The 26,180-nt window shown below is 56.2% G+C and carries 25 protein-coding genes and 2 pseudogenes; 24 read left to right on the top strand and 3 right to left on the bottom strand.

What is annotated here, in order from left to right; all coding sequences use genetic code 11:
* Window positions 1-125 precede the first annotated feature (125 nt).
* The 9 genes and pseudogenes from BMY30_RS11670 (at window position 126) to BMY30_RS11705 (ending at window position 7,244) form a co-directional block, all read left to right on the top strand.
* A complete protein-coding gene (locus BMY30_RS11670) occupies window positions 126-1,022 on the top strand; it encodes a DUF4236 domain-containing protein (RefSeq protein WP_244516193.1) in 897 nt (298 codons plus the stop codon).
* Between the two features lie 101 nt (window positions 1,023-1,123).
* On the top strand, window positions 1,124-1,384 hold the full coding sequence (locus BMY30_RS11675) for an SOS response-associated peptidase family protein (RefSeq protein ID WP_170840129.1): 261 nt from the start codon (window positions 1,124-1,126) through the stop codon (window positions 1,382-1,384).
* 393 nt (window positions 1,385-1,777) lie between these two features.
* Window positions 1,778-2,011, top strand: coding sequence for an exonuclease/endonuclease/phosphatase family protein (locus BMY30_RS11680; RefSeq protein WP_089713856.1), 234 nt, complete (start codon window positions 1,778-1,780; stop codon window positions 2,009-2,011).
* Between the two features lie 245 nt (window positions 2,012-2,256).
* Window positions 2,257-3,606 (top strand): CHASE2 domain-containing protein, encoded by a 1,350-nt coding sequence (locus tag BMY30_RS11685; protein ID WP_089713859.1) that lies wholly within the window; start codon window positions 2,257-2,259, stop codon window positions 3,604-3,606.
* Between the two features lie 8 nt (window positions 3,607-3,614).
* On the top strand, window positions 3,615-3,977 hold the full coding sequence (locus BMY30_RS11690) for a hypothetical protein (RefSeq protein ID WP_089713861.1): 363 nt from the start codon (window positions 3,615-3,617) through the stop codon (window positions 3,975-3,977).
* Window positions 3,968-5,338 carry a M48 family metalloprotease gene (locus tag BMY30_RS11695; RefSeq protein ID WP_089713863.1) on the top strand — a complete coding sequence of 457 codons (1,371 nt, stop codon included), beginning with the start codon at window positions 3,968-3,970 and terminating at the stop codon, window positions 5,336-5,338. The genes BMY30_RS11690 and BMY30_RS11695 overlap by 10 nt, the downstream gene beginning before the upstream one ends.
* A gap of 191 nt (window positions 5,339-5,529) precedes the next feature.
* Complete coding sequence (locus BMY30_RS17870) at window positions 5,530-5,694, top strand: hypothetical protein (protein ID WP_170840130.1); 165 nt, start codon at window positions 5,530-5,532, stop codon at window positions 5,692-5,694.
* 194 nt (window positions 5,695-5,888) lie between these two features.
* A pseudogene (locus BMY30_RS11700) lies at window positions 5,889-6,563 on the top strand (SOS response-associated peptidase).
* 438 nt (window positions 6,564-7,001) lie between these two features.
* The gene (locus BMY30_RS11705; RefSeq protein ID WP_089713866.1) at window positions 7,002-7,244 is read left to right on the top strand and encodes a hypothetical protein; all 243 of its coding nucleotides are present in this window, start codon (window positions 7,002-7,004) and stop codon (window positions 7,242-7,244) included.
* Between the two features lie 237 nt (window positions 7,245-7,481).
* On the opposite strand, the gene BMY30_RS11710 is transcribed toward BMY30_RS11705, so the two are convergent.
* Entirely contained in the window at window positions 7,482-9,173 is a 1,692-nt protein-coding gene (locus BMY30_RS11710; RefSeq protein WP_089713868.1) for a class I SAM-dependent methyltransferase, read from the bottom strand.
* 143 nt (window positions 9,174-9,316) lie between these two features.
* Between BMY30_RS11710 and BMY30_RS11715 the strand changes: the two genes are divergently transcribed.
* Window positions 9,317-9,976 (top strand): SOS response-associated peptidase, encoded by a 660-nt coding sequence (locus BMY30_RS11715; RefSeq protein ID WP_089713870.1) that lies wholly within the window; start codon window positions 9,317-9,319, stop codon window positions 9,974-9,976.
* Here BMY30_RS11715 and BMY30_RS11720 read toward each other — a convergent pair.
* A complete protein-coding gene (locus tag BMY30_RS11720; protein WP_089713871.1) occupies window positions 9,937-10,164 on the bottom strand; it encodes a hypothetical protein in 228 nt (75 codons plus the stop codon). The genes BMY30_RS11715 and BMY30_RS11720 overlap by 40 nt on opposite strands.
* Before the next feature lie 142 nt (window positions 10,165-10,306).
* Between BMY30_RS11720 and BMY30_RS11725 the strand changes: the two genes are divergently transcribed.
* From BMY30_RS11725 to BMY30_RS18500, 14 genes and pseudogenes are all read left to right on the top strand, one after another.
* Window positions 10,307-11,362, top strand: a complete 1,056-nt coding sequence (locus tag BMY30_RS11725; protein ID WP_089713874.1) for a helix-hairpin-helix domain-containing protein — start codon at window positions 10,307-10,309, stop codon at window positions 11,360-11,362.
* Window positions 11,363-11,886: 524 nt separating this feature from the next.
* Window positions 11,887-12,909 carry a TRAP transporter substrate-binding protein DctP gene (dctP, locus tag BMY30_RS11730; protein ID WP_089713876.1) on the top strand — a complete coding sequence of 341 codons (1,023 nt, stop codon included), beginning with the start codon at window positions 11,887-11,889 and terminating at the stop codon, window positions 12,907-12,909.
* Between the two features lie 62 nt (window positions 12,910-12,971).
* The gene (locus BMY30_RS11735) at window positions 12,972-13,481 is read left to right on the top strand and encodes a TRAP transporter small permease (RefSeq protein WP_089713878.1); all 510 of its coding nucleotides are present in this window, start codon (window positions 12,972-12,974) and stop codon (window positions 13,479-13,481) included.
* Window positions 13,478-14,764: a TRAP transporter large permease gene (locus BMY30_RS11740; protein WP_089713881.1), complete on the top strand. Its 1,287-nt coding sequence runs from the start codon at window positions 13,478-13,480 to the stop codon at window positions 14,762-14,764. The genes BMY30_RS11735 and BMY30_RS11740 overlap by 4 nt, the downstream gene beginning before the upstream one ends.
* A gap of 390 nt (window positions 14,765-15,154) precedes the next feature.
* Window positions 15,155-15,568, top strand: coding sequence for a LexA family protein (locus BMY30_RS11745; RefSeq protein WP_244516192.1), 414 nt, complete (start codon window positions 15,155-15,157; stop codon window positions 15,566-15,568).
* A pseudogene (locus BMY30_RS18490) lies at window positions 15,565-16,626 on the top strand (Y-family DNA polymerase); the annotation flags it as partial. The gene BMY30_RS11745 and the pseudogene BMY30_RS18490, both read left to right, overlap by 4 nt.
* A gap of 60 nt (window positions 16,627-16,686) precedes the next feature.
* Complete coding sequence (locus tag BMY30_RS18495) at window positions 16,687-16,839, top strand: DUF4113 domain-containing protein (protein ID WP_425283446.1); 153 nt, start codon at window positions 16,687-16,689, stop codon at window positions 16,837-16,839.
* A gap of 178 nt (window positions 16,840-17,017) precedes the next feature.
* Window positions 17,018-18,211: a hypothetical protein gene (locus tag BMY30_RS17650; RefSeq protein ID WP_139195517.1), complete on the top strand. Its 1,194-nt coding sequence runs from the start codon at window positions 17,018-17,020 to the stop codon at window positions 18,209-18,211.
* A gap of 85 nt (window positions 18,212-18,296) precedes the next feature.
* Window positions 18,297-19,388: a toll/interleukin-1 receptor domain-containing protein gene (locus BMY30_RS11755; protein WP_089713883.1), complete on the top strand. Its 1,092-nt coding sequence runs from the start codon at window positions 18,297-18,299 to the stop codon at window positions 19,386-19,388.
* Window positions 19,389-19,640: 252 nt separating this feature from the next.
* Entirely contained in the window at window positions 19,641-20,081 is a 441-nt protein-coding gene (locus tag BMY30_RS11760) for a hypothetical protein (RefSeq protein WP_089713886.1), read from the top strand.
* A gap of 261 nt (window positions 20,082-20,342) precedes the next feature.
* Window positions 20,343-20,894: a hypothetical protein gene (locus BMY30_RS17655; protein WP_139195518.1), complete on the top strand. Its 552-nt coding sequence runs from the start codon at window positions 20,343-20,345 to the stop codon at window positions 20,892-20,894.
* 530 nt (window positions 20,895-21,424) lie between these two features.
* Entirely contained in the window at window positions 21,425-22,600 is a 1,176-nt protein-coding gene (locus tag BMY30_RS11765) for an aminotransferase class I/II-fold pyridoxal phosphate-dependent enzyme (RefSeq protein ID WP_089713888.1), read from the top strand.
* A 547-nt stretch (window positions 22,601-23,147) separates the two neighbouring features.
* The gene (locus tag BMY30_RS11770) at window positions 23,148-24,425 is read left to right on the top strand and encodes a hemolysin family protein (protein WP_089713911.1); all 1,278 of its coding nucleotides are present in this window, start codon (window positions 23,148-23,150) and stop codon (window positions 24,423-24,425) included.
* A gap of 1,011 nt (window positions 24,426-25,436) precedes the next feature.
* Window positions 25,437-25,841: an NfeD family protein gene (locus BMY30_RS18500; RefSeq protein ID WP_089713890.1), complete on the top strand. Its 405-nt coding sequence runs from the start codon at window positions 25,437-25,439 to the stop codon at window positions 25,839-25,841.
* A 106-nt stretch (window positions 25,842-25,947) separates the two neighbouring features.
* On the opposite strand, the gene BMY30_RS11785 is transcribed toward BMY30_RS18500, so the two are convergent.
* The coding region (locus tag BMY30_RS11785) for a histone-like nucleoid-structuring protein, MvaT/MvaU family (RefSeq protein ID WP_089713892.1) at window positions 25,948-26,180 on the bottom strand (233 nt) is incomplete at its 5' end.

Here is a 26,180-nt window from a genome sequence, read left to right on the forward strand (position 1 = left end):
TTGCTGCCGGCGGTCGTTCCAGACCCGCTGCCGCTCTTGATACGCTACTAGCAGATGTCGAATCCTTCCCCGTCCAGCTCGAAATCGAAGCAGAAGGCAGCATTCAATACTTCCATGGCGATGGCATGCCGATGAGCGATGACGAGGCCCGCGTGCTGCGGCGTCTTGCCAGGGAGTCGCTTCGCGAGCAATTGGAGCTCCACTGTGAGCGCCTCAACGCGAATCTTGACCGGCTAGGCCAGTTGCACGAGGAAACGCCTCATCCGGGCAAGAATGGCTACATCACGCAGGACTTCACCGAAACTCCGCCGCCTTCTCCGCAACAACAGCAGTCAGCATGGTGGCACTTTCTGTTGCCACCAGCCAAACGTCGCCTGGAGGACGAGAATCGCCGCCGGCAGGCGGCTTTCGACGAGGCCTACCGCGATTGGGAATGGCGCAAGGCCGAGCATGATGCCGCGGAGTTTGCTCGCCAGCACCGGGAGGCCGAGAAGGTGTGGCATGACCCGGACGCTATGGAGCAGACCCTGCGTGAGCGTCTGGAAGAAATCGACTGGCCTCGTGAAACCGCCATTGACTTCGACCTCGGCAGCGACGTCAGCACCATTGCCATGGACATCGATCTCCCTGGCGAAGAGGAGATGCCCGACCGCTACTGGACCCTGCCGGCCAAGCAGGAGAAGCTCACCCCTCGGAAGCTCAGTGACACTCGGCAGCGCAAGCTCTACCGAGATCATGTACATGGCATCGCCTTCCGTGTGCTAGGCGCTGTATTCGCCCGCCTGCCCGCTGTACAGGAGGCACGCATTTCCGGCTATCGCCAGGTCACTGACCCTGCCACTGGCGGCGAGCGCGACCAGTACCTGTTCAGCGTTAAGATCACCCGCACGCAGTGGGGAAAGATCCACTTCGATAAGCTGGATCAGGTCGACCCGGTCGCGGCCATGGAGGCCTTCACCCTGCGTCGGGATATGACCAAGACCGGTATCTTCCGCGACATCGAGCCGTTCATGCTGGTATAGAGCTCGGTTAGAAAAATTCCCACCACGAACCCCTCCGAAGAGTTCGTCGCAGGGTCGAATATCTCAGGGCGATGCTTAGTACGAGTGGTTGCCAGGAGAAGGTGAAAGCAGCCTACTTTTTTGCCCGTCAGGACCGTGAGCCGCTGTTCCTGGGCGCGATCTGGGAGCCACTCGATGACGACACCGCTTGTTGCGCCATCATCACCGAGCCTGCCCGAGGGATCGCCAGTGATATCCACAACCGCATGCCACTGGTGCTGGATGACCAGAGCCTCGAGGCATGGCTGGATCCTGATCTGGTCGAGCGCGATGCCATCCGCGCCGCGGTGCATCATCTGGAGGCCGAGGCATTGACCGCCTAACCGGTGTCGACGCGTGTCAACCGGTCGGATCAGGAAGGCCCCAGTCTGGTGCCCTTGGCCCCGTAGATCAGCCGGTGTTCCATGCAGCGTCCGCAGGCCTTGCAGCAGACCCGATAGCGACGATCCGGCAGCATCGTTGCCTCGAACGCTTGCCACGGCTTCACGCCGCGACCGAAGACTTCGGTCTGTCCACAGGGGCATACCATGCGCTAGGTGCCATCGGGGACCGGCATCATCTCGATCTCGCCCATGATCGTTCTCCCGTCCTGTCACTCCACCGTAGTCCGGCGGTCATCTTGCCGCCGTAAGTCAGCGCCGACAGCGGTTGTGCGATTCGATTGATCCTGAGCCCCACAGCGGCGATCATGCCTGCTCTTTTATGAGGAAGTACGAATGCTCGCACGCGGGTTTCTCTCGTTGATGGTCGCGATCCCGGGGCTTGTCCAGGCCGATGTGCTGATCGGCAGCTGGAACATCAAGCATCTCGGCTGGAACAACGACAAGGCGTTCGGCCAGGTGGCTCACGTAGCCAACCACTTCGATTTGCTGGCGGTTCAGGAGCTGATGGACACCTCGGCCCTGGCGCGACTAGAGCGCGAGGTGGAAGCCCTCTCCGGCGAGGCGTAGTCATCCATGGCCAGTCGTGACCTGGGCCGCTCCACCTACACCGAGCACTACGCGTTCCTGTGGAGGGAGAGCGATGTCACGATGGCGCGGAATACGCAATTGATCCTCAAGATCAATATACCGTTGCCGATAATGTGGGAGGAACACGAAATTTTGGGGAGCGAGGCATCGTGGTTGGTGCTTGGAATGGCGCTTTGCCAGAACTCCGAAAAGCCACCGACTCAGGACACATTAGGGACGACAGGATGCCGCTATCCATTGAACCGGCACAGCGATGGAAGAAGGTACTATGGGATTTCTCTGCTGTACGCTTCTTGACCTACCTGGTCCTAGGCGTCTGGGTGCTGGCCGGAGACCCCTTCAGGCTTTCTTCCAGTTCCGATAACGCTCTATCCGAGGCGTATCACAACTTTCAGGTCCGCCTCGATGGCGTGTCCCCCCCGCCTCTCACCGTTGTGACCATCGATAACGAGGACATCCGTCTCGCCCATGCTGAAGATTTTTTCGCAAGCGATGACTGGCCGCTGGACTACGTCGACCATAGCGCACTACTGCCGTGGCTACTTGGTCCGGAGGACCAGCCAGCCACCGCGATCTTCTATGACATCTTTTTCGAGAAACCACGTTCAAGCAGTGGCGATTTAGGGACTCTGGGCACCAGGCTGAGTGAAATAGCCGATTATCCCGATCTTCCCGTCATTTACTTGGCTGGGGGCGGCGATTATATGCCTATCTCGCCAGCCTCTCGACAGGCCTTGGATGGAGCTAGCCTCAGCCCCAGCGCCTGGTCAGAACAAGGGGATTATTATCCGCTTGCCGCCCCCCTGAAAGATGGGGAAGAACCCATCTCAACTCCTGCCGCACGCATGTACCAGCTCCTATGTCAGGCTAGCAGTGATGCCTGTCCCTACTTGGCCCCGACCTCCCCCCCTATCTCGGTTCGCTGGGGGCTCCGAAACGGACCTGCCTGCGTGCCAGAACGTATATTTGAGCGAAGCGGACTGATCGTCGAAAGGGTGTACACAGCGGTGCTGCAAGGCCTTTTTGATATCAAACCTCCTCCGCCTCCCGACCGTATCTGTTTCCCCATACGTACGCTCAAGCTCAGGCATCTACGGGCTAATGGTCCGGAGGCCTTGGTCCCCCCTGATGTGGCTCCCGGCGAGCCCTATGGCGTAATGCTTGGTGTATCCATTCCCAGCGCTGGTGATTTTCACCCGACGCCGGTCTTTGAACCGTTGCCAGGCGTGCATTTTCACGCCATGGCATTCGAGAACTTGTGGCACCAGCGCGACAACTACCTTCGCTTGCACGATTTCACCAAGCTGAGCTTCGGCATCTGGGGCATGGCCGTGGTGGGATTCATGTGGCAGGCACGCCGGCGACACGAAAACGAAAATCATACCGGGCTGAAAACAGCAATGCTCTGGTGGTTTGCCATTGCGGGCGCTGTAGTTCTGCTGCAGCTGGTATTTCACCATCTCTTGCACATCGTGCCTGAGGGCTGGATGTCGCTAGCCGCCATCCTTCCACTACTACGAGAAGTGGTTCTCCGCAATGAAGCGGCATATCAACATAAGACACATAAACAGTAAGGGAACTCATGAAAAACAAGCTTTTGATTACCGTGTGCGGCTTGGCCTTCTCGGCTACGGCGATGGCTGATCTGCGCATCAGCGAAATTCCGGGGGCACGCTTTACCGAAGCCCAAGCCGTCACCAGTCAGGAGTGGCACCGGGTCAGCGAGATCAATGGACTACAGCTGCCGGTCACAGCCAAACACGCGAGTAAAGATGGTCGCCTTTTGGAGTTCAATGCCGGGGGAGCTCGGTACCAGATCGCCCGAGCTGACGTGGTCGTGGTTGGCGAACGCCTGGTCACCAGCGCCTGTGACACTGCCCCCATCACTATTGCCTCGGATTCCCGTTCGGCCAGTGTCAGGGGGGCAGGTGAAGCATGCGATTGACACAACGCCTAGCAGCGATGCTCGTCATCGCCACCACGCTCTCGGGCTGCGCGGCCATCCAGCAACCCGAGCGCCAATTCAAAACGGTCAATCTGACCCTACCCACTGGTGACAGCCAAACGATCCTTCAGTTGGAGCGGACGCTGGTACTCGACCAAGAGGTGCTGAACTATGTGAACGGGATCCGCGAGCGTTTGGAACTGGCACATGGAAGCCCTTGCGATTGCCAAGTCGTGGTAGATGCCTCCGGCGGCTACGAGGGTTACATCGTCTCGCCGAAAACCATTGTCATCTCCGCCGGTTTACTAGCCCAAGCCGATTCCGAAGATGAAGTGGCGGCCATGATCGCGCACGAGATGAGTCACGCCCTCGAAGGTGACTCGACGAAGACGTGGCTGCAGGAAACTGTATCATCGACTCTGCGTCTTGGCGCCATCGTGGCAAGCGACAGTTCCGAGAAGATCGGCTACTCGGCCCTTATTGGCGAATCTGCCCACGAAGCGGCCAAGGGAGTCATCTACCGTCACTGGAACGCCGAGGATGAAATCAAGGCCGATGCTTTCGCAGTTGACCTGCTCGCCAAGGCGGGTTACTCACAGGACGGATTGAAGATGATGATCCGGCGCCTCGGTGAGTACAGCGAACAGGTCATTGCCAACCGGTCACAGGGAGAAGCACATTGCCTCACAGGCAAGCAGGGCACTAGTGAGCTGAATATCGACTTAAAGGCCTGCACTGCACAGCTGACGGGCTCGCGCGAGAGCATCTACTTGTCCCCGGAGATGCGCCTTGAGGCCGCACTGGAGAAAGCCTGGGAACAGCCACCGCAAAAGCGGCGTCAACGCGCCTCGCCGCCCCCTCCGTTCTTCGATTCGGTAGACTACTTATTTGCCATGAATACGCTTGTATTCAACGAAAGTGCTGACTTACGCGCCGCGGTAGAAGCCATAAAAGAACGCCCTCTTCCAACAAGCTTGGAGGGCAATGTTACGGTATCAAACCGCATGGTGCAGGCCTATGGCCTGCTCGACGAACCCGAGCAGGCACTTCATTACTGGGAGCAGAGCGCCAATAGCGAAAACCGCACGCCGTGGACCTTCAGCCAACTGCTTAAGGTCGCCGATATGCAGCGAAACAAGCCCATGGTTCAGCGGGTGCTCGGCGAAATGGGTCAAGAGCTCGGCATGGTTCCTGCCATGTTACCTGCTGAATATTACCTGGCGCGGCGCTATGACCTTTTCATACATGAAGGCATTACCCTGGCCCGATGCGCTCTCAATCTTGCCGGCGATATAGAGATTTCGGAGTTGTGCAGCGAATACGGCAAGCTCGCCAAGCAAAGTAAGCCCTTAAACTGGTAGGGGTTTAAAAATTGAAACGGCCCTTCAGCGCTTGACGGGGATTTTATATTCCCCTGATACCAACCGAGTACTAAAAGCTTCCGCCTTGAATATTTCAGGCGGAGGCTTTGGTAATAGGCAAGCCCTCCCTCGCGGGAGGCTGAAGCGACTTTGGCTCCCGAGCCAGGGGTATCCCCCGTTTCACCCTGGAGGTGCCGCGGCACGGCATCCGCGCCACCGGCCAGGAGATCGACGGCGAGTTCTACGTCTTCAAGTGCTCCCTGGCGCGGGACAGCTGGGTCGGCACCGAACGCGGCTATCAGAGCCTCTACAACCAGCTTTGCGAGAATGGGGTGCTGGTCGAGATTGGTAACTGATTCCGGGTGTTCAGCGAGGATCAGAGCATCTGCAGCCCCAGCGATGCCGAGGTGATGGTACCAGGTCGCAGTGTCAATGACAGGACCACATGGAAGGCGGAAGATAGCGGCTTGACCTATGGTGAGTGGCAGGACCGGTAAGTCAGCGCCGCCGCGGTGACAACCGACCACGAACTCGCCAGAGGATTTGTTCCATGTGTGGTCGCTTTGTCCTCTATAGTGATTTCCCGAAGCTCTCGGCTTCTCTGAAACTATCGCTAGCGGATCCTGAGCAGCTTCTGACGCCGTGCTATAACGTCGCGCCGGGCACCTTCATCACGGCAGTGCGCCGACCTGACGCCGACAGCCAGCTGACCCTGGATGAGCTGCGGTGGGGCTATGGCCCCCACTGGGCCGACGACAAGGCGCCGCAGCCGATCAACGCCACCGTCGAGAGGGTGGCGACCTCCAACTATTTCAAGGGCGCGTTCGCCCGTCATCGTTGCCTGGTGCCGGCCGATGGGTGGTATGAGTGGGTGCCAGTCGATGGCAAGAAACTTCCGCATTTTCTATGACGCGAGGATCACGAGCCGCTCTGGCTGGCGGGGATCTGGACCGAGCGAGCGGATGGTACGCCAGGTTGCGCGCTCATCACTGAGCCAGCCCGTGGTGTCTCCAAGGAGATTCACCCGCGCATGCCGCTGGCACTGGATGTCGAGAGCCTCGAGCCCTGGCTCGACCCTGACATGACGGACCGCGAGACGATTCGCAGTGTGGTGCATCATCTGGATGCGGATCTGATCACGCACTGGCCGGTGAGCCAGCGGGTCAATCGACCGGTGAAGGATGAGCCCGAGCTGGTAGATCCCATAACCAGCTCTTCTGAGTAGTGCTTTGTGAAGTGGCTGTAAGTCCACCTAAAATGGTTTTAACGCTTGTCATCGACCCCATCAGGTCGAAAGCCGCCCCCCTTATGCTGCGTCAAAGTTGAGTTCCAGGGCTCAAGTTTGTTCAGGATGTGCCGATTCAGGCGGCGGTGTATGACCGCTACTACAACGATGGCCGCTATCCGTCGGCGGAGCGTCAGTCCCGCCAGGCAGCTCAGGGGGTGTGGGTGGAACCTGGGCTGCAGCAGCGGCCGTGGGAGTGGCGCAATCAGAGGTAGCGCGTTGAGGAACCGTGATCCCTTGGTGTTCGATTTCCGGTCTGTAGCTGGCTTGATCGCAGTCCAAACCAGGATTAAGTTGTGAGGTTACAATTACAAAGCAATAACGATATGTGCATCAGCCTTATCATCATGGCAGTCGCTAGGCAGGGAGCGTTGAACTATGTCGGGAAAGCAAGTCGAGAGGATCGTAGAGCAGATCAGGGACAAGCTGCCGAAATTTGGATCAGTCGAAAAGGCTGCCGATGAAGTCAGAAAGGACTTTGAAGCCGTATTTGGTCCCTTGCCGGAAGAAATTGACCTGAATATTTCTTCTGCGAGCGAAGGATATCTGGAGGGGCATGATATCAAGGAATGCCCGGCCCTAGTGGCTATCAGGCTGGTCGTCCAGGGCAATCGCACGTAGAGAAAGATTCTCGTTCAAGGCAAATTGCAGTGCGTCGACGATAGGGTAAAGCGGGAGTTTTTCACCATTGATGGCGAAAGTAGCACCCATAGATGTGTTTACAGCCCCCGGCGGCACCCTAACCCCCGCACTCGATCGGATGCTGGAACCGGATAAGATGAGAATCATTCAGCTCATGCGATTGCCCTGGCTGATCGCCGGCACGAATCCATCGGGTCGTATGCCCTAATGAAGTCGCTACCCCGTGAGGCCATGCCACTCGGCCAACTGTTGATTAGCCTTGAGCCGCTGACGCTGGAGCAGCACGTTGTCGAACAGGCTCTCCAACGAAGCGTTCGGAGTAACCAACGGCAGTGAAGCCTGAACTTCATCCCGGAATTGTGTGGCGATCCTCGGCTTCGCTTCCAGTACCTCCCACCAAGCGAGAATGTCTGAGCGGGCTGTCTCCATCAGCCGTGCGGAGGGTAGCCGGTCAGATTTTGCCGCATTGGCTTTCTCCGAAGCGGGTAGGAGGTTCCACAGGTCGTTGTTCTGCCAGCGAGTCCATGGGAAGCAGTGATCGATGGCGTAGGTGCGCCTGTGCAGGTCTTGATGTGACCATACGCAATGCAGGCGCCTGGCCTCCTGCAGGTGGCTTGCTACCAGCTGCCGGACCTGCAACGTCTCTCGGCGGCTTTCCGGCCAGCGTAATGCCTTGTGTAGCAGCCCGAGGTCGGCCTGCGCGTTGTACCCTTGCATCAGCTGCACCCACTCATGGGTGATCGCCGGTTCCAGCCAGCAGGCGTAGCGGCTCATGCAGTCCCACAGCAGGGTGGGAACCCGAAACTCGCCAAAGCCAGCCAATGTCTGCGTGTCCAGACGCGCCGGTTGGTCGCCGATCCGCACCCCTCTCCGCTCTCCTGCAAAGATCTGATCTGAGCTGCCTGGCCAGGTGGTGTAGTGCGTCGGCATACGCACGATGGTCTGGCAAGCATCACGAACGGCACGGAGAACTGTGGCGGCCATCTCGGGGTCAGCCAGTGGGCTGCCGATACGCATGTCGCCGGGGGCGAGGTGCCCAAGCCGATGAAAATCTTCCTTGGCGAAGCCGTAGCCCCGGGAACCCGGTGATTGACGTAGTCGATGGTCCAGCAGCAGCGGGCGGTAGAGCAACAGCCAATACAGCCCGACGGCCCCGAGGGGAAGGGTGACCCAGTCGTCGTCTCGAGAAAGCACGATGCCAGGGGCGGTATCGGCCAGTCTGACCAGGGTGCGCAACAGGGCTAGCTTATAGGTCGAGGATTTGTCGTCGTTGACAATGACATGGCGCAGCACCGGCAGAGCGCCGGTGCCATCATCCGGTAGCCGATAGGCGCGGAGCTGCCAGGCAACAGACTCGCGACCTAACTGATCGCCACTCTGAGAGGCGGCCACCGGGAGGAGCGCGAGGTCCTGGGCCCAGCGATCCAGCGCTGCCAGACTGACGTCATAGAATTCACGCTCATCGCCGCTATCCCCTTGCCGACAGGTGATGACCATCAGGCCACCCGGAGCCAGCAAGGTGGTGAGCACACGCAGAGTACGCTGCTGCTCATCGGCTCGTAGGCGCATCCAGACGGCTGAGACAAGGATCAGCGAGTACCGCTGTGACAGGGCCCCTACCTGTGTCAGTGCAGGAAGACGATCATCCAGCCAGATGACATCGCTGCCAAGGGTGTGGCCGCGTCCTAGCTGACGCAGGCCTTCTGCCGGCTCCACGGCCACTACCTGCCAACCACGCTCCGCCAACGCCTTGGCGTCACGTCCGCTGCCGGCACCCACGTCCAAGGCCATCCCGGGATGTGACGGCAAGTGCGCTATCCAGTCACGGTGCACCTGATCGAAGCCGATCGACTGATACTGGTCGAAAAAGCGTCTGGCATTCTCGTGGTAGGGCCGCTCGCTCGACATGGTGTCACTTCCCTTTGACCGGATAGGGCCACGTTACCGACTGGCTTAGTAGAATGCGATATGCCCCCCTGACGGTAGATTGCTTGTGCCTTTCGCGGTTGGCGCCTGAACTCTTGTAAGAGACAGCCCCTGGAGTCATCGTTATGTGCGGCCGATTCGCTCTCTTCTCCGACCCCACCTCCATCGCCCGAGCCCTCCGCCTGCCTCCACCGTCGGAGGGCTGGCAACCGCGCTACAACATCGCCCCCGGCACCTGGATCACCGGTGTGCTCCGCTATTCGACGGACGGTGACCCGCTGTTCGATGATGTGTGGTGGGGCTACCGCCCGCACTGGGCCGGGTCGAGCGGCCCCGAGCCGATCAACGCCCGCGCCGAGAAGCTGAACAGCTCAAAATACTTCCGCGGGGCTTTTCACAAGCACCGCTGCCTGATCCCGGCAAGCGGCTGGTATGAGTGGTTGCCAGGAGAAGGGGCCAAGCAGCCCTACTTCTTTGCCCGTCAGGACCGCGAGCCGCTGTTCCTGGGCGCGATCTGGGAGCCACTCGACGACGACACCGCCTGTTGCGCCATCATCACCGAACCGGCCCGGGGCATCGCTCGTGACATCCACGACCGCATGCCGCTGGTGCTGGATGACCAGAGCCTCGAGGCATGGCTGGATCCTGATCTGGTCGAGCGCGATGCCATCCGCGCCGCGGTGCATCACCTGGAGGCCGAGGCATTGACCGCCTGGCCGGTGTCAACGCGGGTCAATCGGTCGGATCAGGAAGGCCCCAGTCTGGTGGAGCCCTTGGACCCGTAGATCAGCCGGTCCTCCAGGCAGCGTCCGCAGGCCTTGCAGCAGACCCGGTAGCGACGCCCCGGCAGCATCTTTGCCTCGAACGCCTGCCATGATGGCTTCAGTCCGCGTCCGCGGACTTCGCTCTGCCCGCAGGGGCAGACCATGATCCAGGTGCCGTCAGGGATCGGCATCATCTCGATCTCGTCCATGATCGTTCTCCGGCCATGTCACTCCACCGTAGTTCGGCGGTCACGTTGCTGCCGTAAGCCAGCGCCGACAGCGGTTGTGCGATTCGATTGATCCTGAGCCCCACAGCGGCGACCATGCCTGCTCTTTTATGAGGAGGTACGAATGCTCGCACGCGGGTTTCTCTCGTTGATGGTCGCGATCCCCGGGCTGGTCCAGGCCGATGTGCTCATCGGCAGCTGGAACATCAAGCACCTCGGCTGGAACAACGACAAGGCGTTCGGCCAGGTGGCTCACGTGGCCAACCACTTCGATCTGCTGGCGATTCAGGAGCTGATGGACACCGCGGCCCTGGCGCGACTGGAGCGTGAGGTGGAAGCCCTCTCCGGCGAGGCGTGGTCGTCCATGGCCAGCCGCGACCTGGGCCGTTCCACCTACACCGAGCACTACGCGTTCCTGTGGCGGGAGAGCGAGGTCGCCTACGAGGATGGCGCGGTGGTGTTTCTGGATTCCGGCGATGTCTTCAGCCGTGAGCCCTATGCGGCGCGCTTTCGAGATGTGGAGACCGATGATCTGTTCACCGCGGCCACGGTGCACATCGTCTACGGTGACAGCGTCGGTGACCGGCTGCCGGAGATCGAGGCCCTGGCCGATTACTGGCAGTGGCTGGACGAGATCGCCAAGGGGACGCCACGGCTGCTGATGGGGGACTTCAACCTCGCCCCGGATCATGACGGCTGGTCGGCACTGCGTGAGTTTGGCGTCATGCCCGCCATCACCGACGGACGCTCGACCCTGGCCACCACGGCCGGCGAGTACGCCAATCTGTATGACAACCTCTGGTACGACGCCGACCACCTGGAGCCTAGCGACCGGGGCACCCTGCGCTTTCCGCAGCTGCTGGCGTTGGATCACCAGGCGTCGCGTGACCGTGTCTCCGACCATGCCCCCGTCTACCTCGGTCTCCATGGCGCCCGCCTTGCGCGTCAGCATGTCGACGGTGAGGGGGCGATGGCCAGCATCGCGTCTCCGTACTGCATCGACCTGAACGCCGCCGCAGCCACGCGGCTAGAGGACTTGCCGCATGTCGGGCCTGCCCGGGCCGAGGCGATCGTGGAGGGGCGCCCCTGGGCGGCCCCGGGAGAACTCACCGAGGTAAACGGCATCGGGGGCGGTCGCCTGGAGGAGATCCGGGCAAGCGGATTGTTGTGCGGGGCATGAGCCCGACCCGTGCAGTGGACGTGATCGTTTACGCCGCAAGACAGAAATGTTGTCTATCGTGTGAGCATCGATTGGTTAAGGGTAAATGTGTGATGGGTTTGTCACCTCGAGACGACTGGCCACCTTCATGATTACTAGAGATGGTGGGCCCAGGGAAGCTTTTCTTGAACTTGGAGTGACTCACGGCTTTGCGATCGAGCACTTGATCCTGGCGGGCGGCGTGCAGATGCAACTGCGTCAACCCAGCAATTTCCGACTCGAAATTGCCCAGGTTTGAATGCTCAATGGAAACGATACACAAGCAAAGTTTCTCAGGTCGTCGCTCATCGTCTTCAAGACGATTTTGCCTCATGGGTATACCATAAAATCGCAATTGTGATGCAGCCAGCCAAACCGCCGCATTATGTTTTTCTGTCAATTTCAGTGTTGTCGTTAACAAGCATGCTGACGTCGTAATGGTTCCTATGCCACCTAGGATTGCCCTTTAAGATGATCAGCATTCATCCATTTTGAGAATATAAAAAATGAGGAACAATAAATTGAATATGTTGGCAAGTGGTGCAACCTTTCTGGGTTTGGTCTCGACTATAACCATGGCGCAAGCGGATGCCTTAACCTTTAATTTCCATAGCGGTCTCACGGAGTCGCGGCCGGAGGCTGAGCACATCGATGCTTTCGCGACCTTGGTGGAAGAGAAGTCTGGTGGGGAACTGAAAATTGATGTCTACCATGCTGGTGCACTTGGTCTGAAAGAGGCTGATGTCTTGCGTAGCCTTCAACGTGGCATGATCGATATGGCGCTGCTGTACGGCGAGTACTACACTCGCGACGCACCAGCACTTGCTTCGGTCTATGCTCAGGGTGCGATCACCGAAGCTGATCAGCATCTCGATATCCTGCCAGTCATTAAGGAAATGTACGACGACGGATTCGCCAAGTGGGATATCCATACCGTGGGCGGGGTGGTGGCACCGGTCTTCGATGTCGGATTGCACTGTAAGGAGCCTGTCGACTCCCTCGAGGATCTGGAAGGCAAGAAGGTACGCGTGTGGTCAAGGCACCTCGTCGAAACCTTCGATGAACTTGGTATTGCGGCACAGGTGATTCCTCAAAATGACATGTACATGGCACTCCAGACAGGTGTCGTGGATTGTGCCTATTACCTTTCTACTGTGGCCAAGACCGTCTCCCTGCATGAGGTCACGGAATATGAGTCGTATCTACATCCCTGGGCTGCCGCGCCGTGGATATTCGGCATCAGCGAACAGTCCCTAGGCCGTCTCGACGACAATCAGCGTCAAGCCCTCGAGGAAGCAGGTCAGGAGATCTGGGCAAGGACTCGAGACCTCGCCGTCGATGCGGAGCGTGAGGCCTTGGCCCGAAAAGAACGCGAATCGTTGGGCATCACTGTCCTGTCACCGTTCTCCGACGAAGATATGGACACCTTTGTTGCAGCGGCTTGGAAGGCCTGGAAAGACATGGCTGAAAACGCCGGCGAAGATGGCTTGTATTATTACAATAATGTTACAGAAGCTCTCTCCGAGTAACGTCAGGCTCTGAGTCGGCAGGATTGCCGACTCTCTCTTCATTTCCGGAATGGGCGATATAAATGCTGCGAATACTCAGCCTGCTGATCGCGAGAACGGCATATGGCGTCTTTCTTCTCGGTGTGTTCGGCGGCGTAGTCATGACGGGGTTGATCTTCGTCAGCACGCTGATGCGTTACCTGGGCGGGAGCCCTCTGCGTTTTTCTGATGAGTTGGCCGGTTTACTCTTTCTATCGCTGACCTTTCTGTGCCTGCCATATGTGTTGGACAAGGGTAGGCACATGCGTATCGAGATAATCCGGAACATCGTTCCCGGACCCATGGCCCGGATCATGGATGTGATCAGCACTCTAACACTCGTCGCTTTCTGTATGGCCTTCGCCTATGAGGCCTGGGATTTTATGGGCTTCTCGTACTCCATAAGCTCACGGGCCGATATCAGCGGCATTCTGCTGTGGCCATGGATGGCGATCATGCCCTTTTCGATGCTGCTATGCCTCCTGGTGCAGTTTAGGCATGGCATACGGCAACCGATGGCGGACCAAACCTTGGAAAAGGATGTTCCTTTATGAGCTGGCTACTGCTCAGCGGAAGCCTGATCGTTCTGCTCTCCAGTGGGGCGGTCTTGGGTGCTGCCCTTGGCCTCACCGGCATGCTTCTGCTTTATTTCCAGGCGAACGGCGCCACACCGCTGGCCATCAATGCCGCCTGGAACATGCTCACCGACTTCACCCTCAGCGCGGTGCCATTGTTCATATTCCTCGGGGAGATCCTTCTGGCAAGCGGGGTATCCAAGCGAGTCTACAACGGTCTGACGCCATTGTTCGCACGAATCCCCGGACAGTTGCTGCATACCAATATCGCCGTATGTACCCTGTTTGGCGCCGTAAGTGGTTCTAGTACTTCAACTGCCGCCGCGATAGGCTCGGTAGGTTATCCTGAGCTGAAAAGCCGTGGCTATAACACCAGCATGGTGGTGGGTACCTTGGCTGCTGGTGGTACACTGGGATTGCTTATTCCTCCTAGCTTGGCGCTGATCATTTACGGCGCGACTCAGAATGTTTCCATTGGTAAGTTGTTCATTGCCGGAATGCTGCCAGGTCTGATGATTGCCTGTGCGTTTTCGCTGTGGATCGTGATCCGTTCCAACATTGGAAAGCCGGTGACGCCCTTATCAAAAGATAAAATGGACTGGTCCGCGGTACGGAGAGGGATACTGGAAATCTGGCCATTGCCCATTCTTATCTTTTTTGTACTGGGAACCATCTACCTTGGCATCGCAACCCCTACCGAGGCCGCTGCTTTGGGAGTCGTTGCCAGCATCGTGCTGGGTATGACATGGGGAGACCTGAGCCTGCTGCGCCTGTGGGAAGCGTTCAAGCATGCCTCCCTGATGTTTGCCGCAATCGGCATGATCCTAATCGGCACAGCGATTCTCTCGCAGGCAGTCAGTTTGCTGGGCATACCGCGTGCTGCCCTCGATGCAATCGGTGGCTTCGGACTGGGTCCCTATGGCGTTCTGTTAATGATTGTCTTCGTGTACATCGTGCTCGGATGCTTCTTCGATGGTATCTCGCTATTGCTGATGACATTGCCAATCACCTTCCCGATGATTACCGGCTTGGGCTTCGACCCGATCTGGTTCGGCATCATTGTCACTTTGTTGATCGAGATCGGTATGATCACTCCCCCTGTGGGACTTAACCTTTTCGTACTGTCGTCAATTTCGAACAATGATGTCGACTTGCCAGCCGCGGCTAAAGCTGCCTTACCATATTGGCTGATTCTGCTGGGTGCTGTGGGGTTCTTCACGATATTCCCGGGGGTCATCCTGTGGATTACGCAGTGGGTGTGACACACATCCTGATACTGGAGGTGCGTGATAGCGGCCTGCTGCGCGGGGCATGAGCCCAGACCCTCGCGGCGTGCTTACACTACACTGTAGCAATGCTGTCTATTGCTCCAGTCGTCATGGATTCAAGGTAACTATGTGGCGGGTTGGTCACTTCGCGCCGGCGGCTGTCTTCATAATCACCAAGATGGTGGGCCCAAGTAAGGGCTTCTTGAACTCAAGGGTATTCTGAACTTGGAGTGCCGTGTAATTTTCCCCCATCGCCTCGGTCTCGATCGGGGCGAATTCTTGTTGGGTCTTGCAAGCGTAAGACTGCCTGCCGGATGAAAAATATTGTATTTAAGATCATCCGTATGTCGAGTTAGCAGCCTCTCTCCGCCACTTTGGTCGGCCGTGCCCAGATCGGTACCGCACCATCCGTCCCATTTCGTCAGCAAGGTGCACGCCGGCTCCCCGAGCACGGCTGACGACCACCTGGATACCGACATCGACCTGCATGCCCATGTCGTCAAGCGGCCGTCGGCGACCTTCTTCGTTCGCGCCGAGGGCGACTCCATGCTGGGCGATGGCGTCCACCCGGGCGACCTGCTGGTGGTGGACCGCAGCCTCGAGGCGCTGGCGGGCCGGGTCATCGTCATCGCCGTGGATGGCGAGCTGACCGTGAAATGCCTGGAGCGCGTCGGGCAGCGTACCTATCTGTCCGCCAGCGATACGCAGTACCGGCCAATCCCGCTGGAAGGGCGCGAGGCCCATGTGTGGGGGGTGGTCACCCACGTCGTCCACGCGCTGCCGGGCGCTCGGCCATGATCGCCCTGGTCGACTGCAACAACTTCTACGTCAGCTGCGAGCGGGTGTTCGATCCCCGGCTGGAAGGGCGGCCGGTGGGCGTGCTCTCCAACAATGACGGCTGCGTCGTTGCCCGATCCAACGAGTTCAAGGCCCTGGGCGTGGAGATGGGAGCCGCCATGCATCTGCTGCCGCCGGACATCCGCCGCCGGGCCGTGCTTCTCTCAAGCAATTACGCCCTCTACGGCGATATGAGCCGCCGCGTCACCGAGACGCTGGGTCAGTTCTCGCCCCACGTCGAGGTCTACTCCATCGACGAGAGCTTCGTCGGCTTCTAGGGCTTCGATCCGGCGACACTGGAGGGGCGAGGCCACGAACTGCGGCAGACTGTCCGTCAGTGGACCGGCATTCCGGTATCGGTGGGCTTCGCGCCAACCCGGGTGTTGGCCAAGGTGGCCAACCGGGCGGCCAAGAAAATTCCCGCTTACGAGGGCGTATGCAAGCTCGAAGCTGACAGTCCCGCCACCCGGGCGCTGCTGCGGCAGCTTCCCGTCACCGAACTGTGGGGCGTGGCGAGGCGAACGGGCGAGCGCCTGGCCCTGATGGACATTAACAATGCCTGGGAACTGCGAGAGGCCGACCCCAAGCGCATCCGCCGCGCCTTTTCGGTGCTGATGGAACGCATCGTCTGGGAGTTGCGCGGGAGGCCAGCCATCCAGCTCGATGACATGGCCGCCCCCAAGAAGCAGATCATGGTGTCGCGCTCGTTTGGCCGCATGACAAGCGATTGCGCTGACCTGCGTGAAGCCGTCCGCCGGCACGCCGCCAGGGCAGGGGAGAAGCTGCGCCGGCAGGGCAGCGTTACCAGTGCCGTGATGGTATTCGTGCGCACCAACCCTTTCCAGCTCGAGCAGCCGCAGTACCGGAACAGCGTGGTGGTGCCCCTGGTACGACCCACCGACGACACCCGCGAGATCGCCCAGGCTGCCGCCCACGGCCTACTGGCGATCTTCCTCGAAGGCTATCGTTACCAGAAGGCCGGCGTGATGCTGATCGACCTCAGCGCCGACGCCAACCGCCAGCTCTCCCTGGATGATACTGCGCAGAGCGAGGCCGACCGTCAGCGCAGCCAGCGGTTGATGGCCACCCTCGACAAGCTCAATCGTGAGCTGGGGAAGGACATAGTTCGGCTCGGTCTTCCTCGCCAAGGCAATGCCTGGGCGCTAAGGTGTGAGCGTAGGACGCCGAGATACACGACGCGGTGGGAGGAACTGGTCAGGGTGAAATCGTGAGGACGAATGGCAACATGTTCTTCTTGGAGAAAACCCGAGCGACATGTCGGTAATGGTGTATTAGCGTTTTATTAATGACAGCTATCGACCCGAAGCGGACATGCCGGCAAAGACAGCAGGCACGTTCATCGGGATATGCAGCATGCGCGATGATTGGTGTTGCACTCAAGGAGAAAGTATGCTGATAACCCGGCATCTTGAGGAACCATGCCCTAAGTGTGGTGTTTCTGGAAAGTACGGGAATGTGAATGTAGGAAGAAATATTCTCAACAGGGGCTGTAACAATTGCAGAGAATGGATGAGGCATCCGCTCCCAGACATAAGAAAAAAAGTAATTTACCTTGATCAGTTTTTTCTGTCCCATGCGTTTAGAGACCAAGAACAGCCATTTATAGACGCAGCCAATCGAATAAAGGATATGGCTTCTAGGCAGCTGGTCGTATGTCCATATTCATCTGTGCACACAGACGAGACGCATTTGTGGAGGCACGAACAACAAGAAGATCTATACAAATTCATAAAGCAGACTGCGCGTGGATACCAGTTTAATGAAGCTTATGAAATAAAACAGGAGCAAATGTATCGGGCGTTTGATGCATTCAGATCTGAAACTGACATTATTCATCCTATAGAAGAGTGCGACGCATTTAGAGAGGACATCCATCGGTGGGATGATTATTTTTGGATTAACATACGGCCTTTCTTGGGTGATTTAGAAGCCATGCGCCAAGGAAAGGCTGCTGCAATCGAGGGGTTGGTAGATCTGTTCCCAGAATGGAGAAAGTTAACCACTTCCTTTGAAGAAGATGTAAATATGGAAGCTAGAGGGTACGGGAAATCTTTGCTAGATCAATACCTGAAGATGGTTGTAAATGTTGGCACTGGAAGCCTTAATAGCTATATGGAAGCGCCTATAGACACAATGTATGTTGAATCCCTGCTTCATTGTGACAGTTCAACTATGGAGATAGACGACCGCTTGAAAAGAATAGGAGAGTTCTTTTCTTCGCCACATTTCACTAACATTCCCAATGTAAGGATTTCATGTGGCATATTTGCGGTTCTACGAAAAATGGTTAAGAACGGAGCGTATACAAATCTTGCCAATGCGCGCCGGAAACTAGCCGGCCTATTCTATGATTCGGAGTGTATTTCTGTTTTTGGGCCTTACAGTGATGCAATATTTATTGACCGGGTTATGAAGCAGTGGTGCGAAGATCCAGAAGCAATGCTATTAGAGCCGCATGACACAAAGGTGTATTCTGTAGCAGGCTGGGATGACTTCCATAGCTACCTGGATTCATTAGAAGAAAATTACACAGATGATATTCGAGAGGCTCTTAATTTGTTTTATCCTGGAGTCTATGCTTAACAAGTCAATCAATTTCACGCCTATCGGCGTCGGACGCGCTTACGCGCGCCGGTTATTGAAGCGTTACGAAGATTAGAGACAGAGTATGCAGAAACCGACAATATTCATTAGTCATTCTTCTTTAGACAAAGAGCTGATTCGCCAAATTAAGGATTTGGTCAACGGGCGCACCTCAGGAACCGTTGATCTTTTTCAGTCAAGCGACGGCGAAAGCATTCCTTTTGGCAATAATTGGATTCACCAAGTCGAGGAAAATCTTAATAAATCTAAGATAATGTTTGTTTTTGTATCGCCAAGATCAGCGATGTCTAGCTGGATTTATTTTGAGGCTGGCTTTGCTTACTCGAAGGGAGTCAAGGTTATTCCTATCGGAATAGATGGGGTCGATATAGGAAGCTTAAAGCCACCCTTAAACTTGCTTCAGGGGTTTAACATCTCAGGCGCTGAGGGTCTCAATAATATTATTGCTGTTTTGAATCGAGAGTTCGATTGCAGCTATCCCGAATCGTTCTCTGAGGATGATTTCGAGCGGCTATTGGCCCTTAGTTTTGGTCGCCGAGAAGTATCAGAGGAGGTGCTAAATATAATAGACCATGTGAAGATGGTATTTCCAAATAAGATGAAACCCGGCGGGAAAGATATATCTATCGTCGATGATCCCTTCGGTAAGGTTGAAAAGCTGTTGGTCGAAAATAATATCGAGTTCAGGATGGCGGATAAAAACACGATACACACACATGGAGCAATCATCAGGCACAAGGAGGGTGATGAGTTTGGTGCTGGTGTATCCCTCGTATTAGATCCTTTTTGCCTCAAGATAAACGAAAAGTTGATTAACAGCCTCCCTTCTGTTCTTTACCAGGCCCAAGCAGTCGATAAACATTGGTTCAATGTGTTCTTTGAAACTGATGTTTCATTGTTAACAAAAGACTTTAAGGTGTCGTCCAAACTACATATTTGTGGCTTCTCAATGTCCGATTTGAATGGCCGGATGCACAAATATAAATCCGTTGACTTTGCCTTAGATCCGGCCCCAGAAAGAGGCCGAAATTTTGTCTATGACCGAGAGAATCTCCGCGTTATTTACTATTCAGGTCAGTTTGATGCGAAGCTGTTATTTTCACTAGTAGAAGAATTGGTGAGAGCAGGCATCGTAGCGCCGGCTAGGAATTCGTAACAATCGGCTGCACGGCGACCGATTTTCCGCCGCTTCGCAGCTCCAAACCGTCGCGCGAGCCGGGCGTTATATGTTAGGAAAATATCAATGTCCGCTCCTGGCCGAAAGTTGAATTTTAGTCTATTCTGAATGATGTCGTTATGCACAGACATCGATGCAAATTGTATAGCCCAGCCACTGTTAGTAAGTAGTAACCCCGATCCCGTAATAATTTTCTTAGTATCAAGATAAGTTGAATCTAGGGAGGCGGTCATGAGGACAGAGGAAAAAATGGCTGACGAAAAAGCTATACGAGAATTGATAGAGCGACAGTTTGGCTGTCTGAGTTGGTCACCGGGGGTATCTGCTGATTGGGATACATTCCGATTTGACTTTTTCCCTGCCACACCGCTATATCCAGCGATACGGCCGGTGAAGCAGCAGTCCGTGAACGCATTCATTGAACGGCTTTCCGGCTTAGCAGAAACGAAACTCCGTTCATTCCATGAGAAGGTTTTGGGCACGGAGGTCCGCGTATTCGGAAATGTCGCCGTTGCAATAGCTGCCTGCGAAACGGTTGAAAATGAGACTGAGGTGAGCCGGGGAGTAGAGATGCTGTTGTTGGTCAAGGATGCTGATCAATGGAGAATTGCCGGCCAAGCGTGGGATTCTGAATCCGACGAGGTAAAAGTTCCCTCTTATCTGTGGGGTTAGAAGGGACCTAGGTAGGGCATGTATCTAACAACAGCTTTAATTCGGCCCGGCCGTTCCGTTGCCATTCAAACGCTGGCCATCGAAGCAGAACTTTATATAGGCACAGCCTGAAGGTCTGCTTCTGGCCGGGTGAAGACCTTTAGTCTACGCTGGTTGTATGATTGAGGCAGTTGAGACCCGAAGCCGACCTTACTGCAAATTCAGCTGGCGAGTTAATTCAATAGAACAGCATTTCATATAATCACTACTAGGAAACCTAGAATGTCAGAGAGACAGCCAAATCACAACTTACAAAGCTTGATGCTTGGCTTGTATTATCCTGCTGTACTTGGAACTGGGCTAGTGGTTTTTGTGCTGCGAATTACAACGCACGATAACGTATCTTCGGCGCTATCAGATATAGCCTTGTACTATGCGCTTCTATTTGGGGTTTTCTTTAGCGCTTGTTTTTTATCTATCCAGAAAACGGAAGTTGGGAAATATGGAGTAGGCGTATTTTTTCTGGATCTTGCCGAAGTTCTGGGGATGTTTCTGGTCTATTATTTCCTTGGGCTCTTCGATCCAAATAAAATAGTTTCACCAAATTTCTCGATGATCTATTGGGTTTTGATCAGTGTCATCGCACTTCAGCAAGTCTGGGCACTTAGTGCAGACCGTGAGACAAAAAGCTTATGGGCTCTACGACTAGTCGGAGTATCATTTCTTGTGTTAGGTGCGATGTGGTTGTTCAAGTACTCTTGGGCCAATGTAATTATTCTAGTAGTTCTGTATGCCTTGGTTTTTCGCTATCTCAAACAATCGTTCGCATATTGACACTTATCAGGAGAGATCGTTTAATGAATAAGGATAGGTCGTGTGAGAAAAGCAAGCCACGACCTATCCTTATTCATTATATCAGTTTCGATCGCAGGACCGCTTTTGGCCGATTCCTGACTTTTGGGCAATCACAGAAAGCATGCGCGGTGCCCTTATGCTACACATCAAGTATGCAGTATGCTCGCGTCGGCGGAGGAGGTGATAGCGATGGCCTTCCACAATCCGAATCCGCAAATTCAGAAACTCGAGCAGCGCAATGCCCGATTGCGGGCCGAATTCTTTGCCAGGCTGTTTCGCAGTGCAAGGCGCGGCCTTCGCAAGGGCACCCTGACTCTGTCGAGAAGCCGATGTCGCCGTCGTCTCCACCGCCCTCGGTCCTGACGCGTGACCTCTCTCTCACCGAACCGGGTCAACTTCAGATCATCTGTCATTAGCTACCGAAGAAAATAGTCAGCGTTCCCAATGACCGAGAACTACACTTAATCTTTCTGTCACCTTTACCCCCTGCGAAAGAAAGAGGTGCAGTTATGACGGTACTCTCACAGCGGAGCCGGAATGCGTCAGCAGAGTTCGCACTGGTGGAAGATTTTTTCCTCCGTTCAAGCAGCGGAGAAGCAAGGAGTACCGCAGGGGCTTGCGATTTCAGCTTCGGAAATCCCCACGAAATGCCACTTGCCGGTCTTGTGGAGGCCCTCGCACGGAACCTTCAACCGCAGAATCCGGAGTGGTTTGCCTACAAGATTAGTGAGCCCGAGCCGCGGGCCTTCATTGCCAAGGCGCTTTCCAGCGAGCTTGGGCTTGATTTCGAGCCCGAGGATATTGCGCTGACGCATGGCGCTTTCGCCGCCATCGCGCTCGCCTTTCGCCTGGTGCTTGACGCGGGCGACGAGGTAGTCATCCCGGCCCCCGGCTGGTTCTGCTACGCCTCGATGCTGCGGGCTGCAGATCTCGTCCCGGTCAAGGCTGGCCTGAGTGAACCCGACTTCGACCTTGACCTGGAAGCGATCGACGCTGCCATCACGCCGCGTACGCGTATGGTCGTCGTCAACAGTCCTCACAACCCCACCGGCCGGGTGTATTCGCAAGAGCAATTGCAAGCGCTCGCCGATCTACTCGACTCCGCGTCCAACCGAATAGGCGCGCGCATCTGGCTGCTCTCGGACGAACCCTATCGACGCATCCGTTTCAACAACGCGCCCTTCGTGAGCCCGGCTACGCTCTATCCATGGACGCTTATTGACTACAGCTACGGCAAGGTGCTCCTTGCTCCCGGCCAGCGGCTCGGGTATCTGGCGATCTCACCCCGTGTCCCGGCAGAGCAGCGTGCGGAACTGCAGGGAGCGACTTTCTCTGTCCAGATGGCGATGGGTTGGACCTTCCCTAGCGCGCTCATGCAGTACTCGGTAGCTTCCTTGGAGAATGTGTCGATCGATCTTGATGCCCTCGCCACGAAGCGGAATCTAATGCTCCATTCGCTCGAGCAGTGGGGCTATCAAATGGTTCATCCGGAAGGGACATTCTACCTGTGGGGAGAGGCTCCGGGTGGCGACGCGCTGCGCTTTATAGAAATCCTGGCCGCGCGATCCGTGTTCGTTTTGCCCGGTACTCTCTTCGAACGGCGACGCCATTTTCGGATCAGCCTGACGGCCAACATCGAGATGATTGAGCGGGCTTTGCCGATATTTCGGGATGCCATAGGATAATGACCATGCCTGCCAAGCTTGCTGGAATACGGAACGGAGCCTGTCAACATAGCTGGCACATGAAATGACTCTGGCTCTTTCAAGCCTATCCACCTTTTCACCCCGCCTTCCCCAGATACCCTGCGCCTCCGGCCAAAGGGCGCTTCCTTGTTCGGGGACAAAGTCTGCTCCTGGCCGATAGTTGCTGTGAGAAATACGGTCATTATTTTAACGAGTGTTGACCTGCCCTCAAGGGTGCCATCATTGGAGCCTAATGACATTGCGTGAACCTTTCTAAGTATACGAAAGGCATGAACAATGACTAAAAAAATCCGTGATCATCTTTCGGTCGCGTTGTCGCTTTGCTGAGAAAAATATGGGGAGTTGAGGCGCCTGCTGTGAAACCGGGCGAGGCCTGACTCGTGCCCCCCGACCCCGGTAAAGCACACCTGATACCAATGGTATGCCGAGGGCCATGTAATGTGCCATGATTAAAAGGCGCTCATGCTTTCCTCTGCTTAGCGAACTTTCCCGACAGCTCCTCTTCGACGTCACTCTACTGGCTACCATGCTCCTCGAAATCCTCATCGTTCTGTCCCTGATCGTACTGAACGGCCTGCTCGCCATGTCGGAGCTGGCTATTGTCTCTTCCCGTTCGACGCGTCTCCAGACGCGAGCCGCAGGTGGCTCACGTGGCGCTAGGACCGCACTTGCCCTTTCCGCAGACCCGGCTCGGTTTCTCTCGACGGTGCAGATAGGTATCACTCTGGTCGGCGTTCTCTCCGGAGCCTTCTCCGGGGCGACGCTGGGTGCCCGGCTCGCCGACGCGCTACCGGGTCTCGGGGTTCCGGTGCTGGTCGCCGATCCCTTGGGCGTGGGTATCGTCGTGGTCGTGATCACCTACCTCTCGCTGATCATCGGCGAACTCGTTCCCAAGCAGATCGCGCTGGCCAGCCCGGAGACCGTCGCTTCCCGTGTGGCACCGGCGATGCACCTGCTTTCTCGCGCCGCCTTGCCGCTCGTATGGCTCCTGGTTCGATCAGGTAAACTCGTTCTCATGCTGCTTGGGCACTCGGGGAAGCGCGAGGCCACCGTCAGCGACGAGGAGATCCGGATGATCATCGTCGAGGCGGAGAGTGCTGGCACCATCGAGAAGGGCGAGACCAAGATGATCACCGGTGTCATGCGCATCGCCGACCGCTGCGCGCGCGGCTTGATGACTCCGCGGCATGAGGTCCAGCTTGCTGGCGTCGGCGAAACCCGTGCTGAGATCCTCGCCCGGTTGCGCACCTCTGGCCGGTCACGTCTACCGCTGCGTGATGGAGGGCAGGACGACATCGTCGGTATCCTGCAGAGCCATGATCTCCTGCAGGTGGAAGAGGAAGGCTTCGACCCCAGGTCACTTGCACGACCAGCACCGGTGGTCCCCGACGCCCTGCCGGCTATGCAGGTGATCGAACAACTCAAGACGGCTCCCGCGCAGATGCTGCTCGTCTACGACGAGTACGGCCATTTCGAGGGCATCATCACCCCCATGGATATCCTCGGCGCGATCACGGGGGGGTTCGATGATGCGGAAACGGATGAGCCCAAGCTGATCGAACGCGCGGACGGCTCGCTGCTTGTCGCCGGCTGGATGCCTGTCGACGAGTTCGCCGACCACATCGGTCTTACTTTGGAGGAAGTGCCCGACTACGATACCGTGGCCGGCCTCGTGCTCCACCGGGCGGCTGAACTGCCGAAGCTGGGCCAGCACATCACCGTCGGCGACTGGCGGATCGAGGTCATCGACCTAGATGGGCGACGGATCGACAAACTACTCGTCCAGAAAATGTCTGCAGGCTAGAGAAGCTATACCCGTAACGTGGAGGAACTCCGACGAAGTCAGCGTTTGGTCGAATGTGGAATATTACTTTCTGATAGGCGCGTCGGAATTTATCGATCCCAAGCCGGGCTGGCGGCGAATTCTGCGTGCTTTTTCGTCCAATGTTAGAGCGCACGGTTCGGTGCCTATTCACCTTGAGGAATAATTAGGTGAGAATGATACTTCTTGGAAATTCTGGGTCTGGCAAGAGCACTCTCTCCAGGAAATTTATGGCTAAGCATCCAGCTGCTCGCCTGCCTATGGATGAAGTGGCATTTCTGGATGGAGCTGAGAGACGACGTCTTGAAGATAGCATTTCAGATGTAATGTGCTTCATTTCCGAAAATGAGAGTTGGATAATCGAAGGTTGCTACTCAGATATAATTGACTCTATCCTTGCAGAGTGTGAAGAGCTCATATTTCTTAACCCTGGGATTGATGTATGTGTTGCGCACTGCCGTGCGCGGCCATGGGAGCCTGAGAAGTTCAGCTCGAAAGAGGAGCAAGATAAAAATCTCAACAACCTAATAGGATGGGTAAGTTCCTATGAGACTCGCTCTGACGAGTATGGCCTCCGCCGACATCGGGCACTCTACGAGTATTTCTGTCGAAAAAACGCGAGTTTACCCATCCAAGCGAGTACGAATCATTATAGTAAGGCGTATCAATACGCAGCAGATAGCAGCCTTCCATTTCTGTCGCCCGCCGTTTAACGGCTGCATGATATCAGATATGTCTGAAAGACAGCTTTTGGCCGTATGTGGAATTTTAGGCTATGCTGAATTTCAGTGAGATTAGCTGACGACCCATTACGGATCTTTCTAAAAATGCTGCTGGCATTTTTATTCGTGCCTTACGGCCAAAGTATATTTGATTTTCAGTATGTTTATAAAGTTATGGGCGATGTTGTCCATTCGTTTTTATTGGTCTGAACGCGCCGGCACAATAAACCAGTAGAATAAGCGTGTGGTCTAACTAAGGTTGAGCGTAACTATGCCAGTGTGGCACGTTTTAATACGGTTCTTTCTGCGTATCGCCCTATTCGTCGTTGTGTTTGGCACAGCCGCCGCGTTGGTGCTCTCGGAAGCTCCTGCGTTGCGCATAGGCGGCGTGATTCTCTTGGCAGCATTCCTGCTCATCTACTACGCGGCAGATTGGTTCGAGGCTTGGAGTAATGAGAGGCATGTGGAACAGCGACCGGATCTACTCAGGAATGACGTGATCGGAAAGCGAGTCAGAGCCCGGGGCCGCTTCGATCTTCGGGATGGCATGGCGACGGGGTTGGTAATGCTTAACGGGGAGCAATGGAAAGCGTATTGTTCCGATCATGTTCCGGAGGATGGTGAGCTTTTGACGGTGCACCGCCGGGAGGGGCTCACGCTGTATGTTCGGTCTTGAGGCGGTGACAACTAAACTCCATCTTATATGAGCTCGTGCTGGACGTCCGCTCTTGGCCGAAAGCTGCCCTGCCCACCGATGGGTTGGTGGGCAGGATTGAAGTGCTTTAGTCTTCTGTTCTTACCAGCCAGCCTTCAACGGTTTCTGCGCCGTGCTCCTCCTTCCATGCCTTCAGCGTCTTCTGGTTGCCGCCGCGTGTCTCGACGACCTCGCCGGTGTTCGGGTTCTTGTAGATCTTCAGCTTGCGCTTAGCGCGTCCAGTGCTCTTGGCGCTGCTGGAGGTCTTGTCAGCGTCCTGTGTTGGGTCCAGCAGCTTGATGACGTCAGCGGCCGATTTAT

The sequence above is a fragment of the Halomonas daqiaonensis genome, from assembly GCF_900109725.1.
In the GTDB taxonomy this organism is placed as follows: Bacteria; Pseudomonadota; Gammaproteobacteria; order Pseudomonadales; family Halomonadaceae; genus Halomonas; species Halomonas daqiaonensis.

What these genes read in the sequence shown, in the direction of transcription:
- BMY30_RS18495 (WP_425283446.1), top strand. Translation starts at nt 16,687, where the DNA reads ATGGCCACCCTCGACAAGCTCAATCGTGAGCTGGGGAAGGACATAGTT.
- BMY30_RS11710 (WP_089713868.1), bottom strand. Translation starts at nt 9,173, where the DNA reads ATGTCGAGCGAGCGGCCCTACCACGAGAATGCCAGACGCTTTTTCGAC.
- BMY30_RS11670 (WP_244516193.1), top strand. Translation starts at nt 126, where the DNA reads ATGCCGATGAGCGATGACGAGGCCCGCGTGCTGCGGCGTCTTGCCAGG.
- BMY30_RS11760 (WP_089713886.1), top strand. Translation starts at nt 19,641, where the DNA reads ATGAGGACAGAGGAAAAAATGGCTGACGAAAAAGCTATACGAGAATTG.
- BMY30_RS11705 (WP_089713866.1), top strand. Translation starts at nt 7,002, where the DNA reads ATGTCGGGAAAGCAAGTCGAGAGGATCGTAGAGCAGATCAGGGACAAG.
- BMY30_RS17655 (WP_139195518.1), top strand. Translation starts at nt 20,343, where the DNA reads ATGTCAGAGAGACAGCCAAATCACAACTTACAAAGCTTGATGCTTGGC.
- BMY30_RS11715 (WP_089713870.1), top strand. Translation starts at nt 9,317, where the DNA reads ATGTGCGGCCGATTCGCTCTCTTCTCCGACCCCACCTCCATCGCCCGA.
- BMY30_RS11720 (WP_089713871.1), bottom strand. Translation starts at nt 10,164, where the DNA reads ATGGACGAGATCGAGATGATGCCGATCCCTGACGGCACCTGGATCATG.
- BMY30_RS11680 (WP_089713856.1), top strand. Translation starts at nt 1,778, where the DNA reads ATGCTCGCACGCGGGTTTCTCTCGTTGATGGTCGCGATCCCGGGGCTT.
- BMY30_RS17650 (WP_139195517.1), top strand. Translation starts at nt 17,018, where the DNA reads ATGCTGATAACCCGGCATCTTGAGGAACCATGCCCTAAGTGTGGTGTT.
- BMY30_RS11735 (WP_089713878.1), top strand. Translation starts at nt 12,972, where the DNA reads ATGCTGCGAATACTCAGCCTGCTGATCGCGAGAACGGCATATGGCGTC.
- BMY30_RS18500 (WP_089713890.1), top strand. Translation starts at nt 25,437, where the DNA reads ATGCCAGTGTGGCACGTTTTAATACGGTTCTTTCTGCGTATCGCCCTA.
- BMY30_RS11740 (WP_089713881.1), top strand. Translation starts at nt 13,478, where the DNA reads ATGAGCTGGCTACTGCTCAGCGGAAGCCTGATCGTTCTGCTCTCCAGT.
- BMY30_RS11690 (WP_089713861.1), top strand. Translation starts at nt 3,615, where the DNA reads ATGAAAAACAAGCTTTTGATTACCGTGTGCGGCTTGGCCTTCTCGGCT.
- BMY30_RS11765 (WP_089713888.1), top strand. Translation starts at nt 21,425, where the DNA reads ATGACGGTACTCTCACAGCGGAGCCGGAATGCGTCAGCAGAGTTCGCA.
- BMY30_RS11685 (WP_089713859.1), top strand. Translation starts at nt 2,257, where the DNA reads ATGCCGCTATCCATTGAACCGGCACAGCGATGGAAGAAGGTACTATGG.
- dctP (WP_089713876.1), top strand. Translation starts at nt 11,887, where the DNA reads ATGAGGAACAATAAATTGAATATGTTGGCAAGTGGTGCAACCTTTCTG.
- BMY30_RS11725 (WP_089713874.1), top strand. Translation starts at nt 10,307, where the DNA reads ATGCTCGCACGCGGGTTTCTCTCGTTGATGGTCGCGATCCCCGGGCTG.
- BMY30_RS11695 (WP_089713863.1), top strand. Translation starts at nt 3,968, where the DNA reads ATGCGATTGACACAACGCCTAGCAGCGATGCTCGTCATCGCCACCACG.
- BMY30_RS11755 (WP_089713883.1), top strand. Translation starts at nt 18,297, where the DNA reads ATGCAGAAACCGACAATATTCATTAGTCATTCTTCTTTAGACAAAGAG.
- BMY30_RS11770 (WP_089713911.1), top strand. Translation starts at nt 23,148, where the DNA reads ATGCTCCTCGAAATCCTCATCGTTCTGTCCCTGATCGTACTGAACGGC.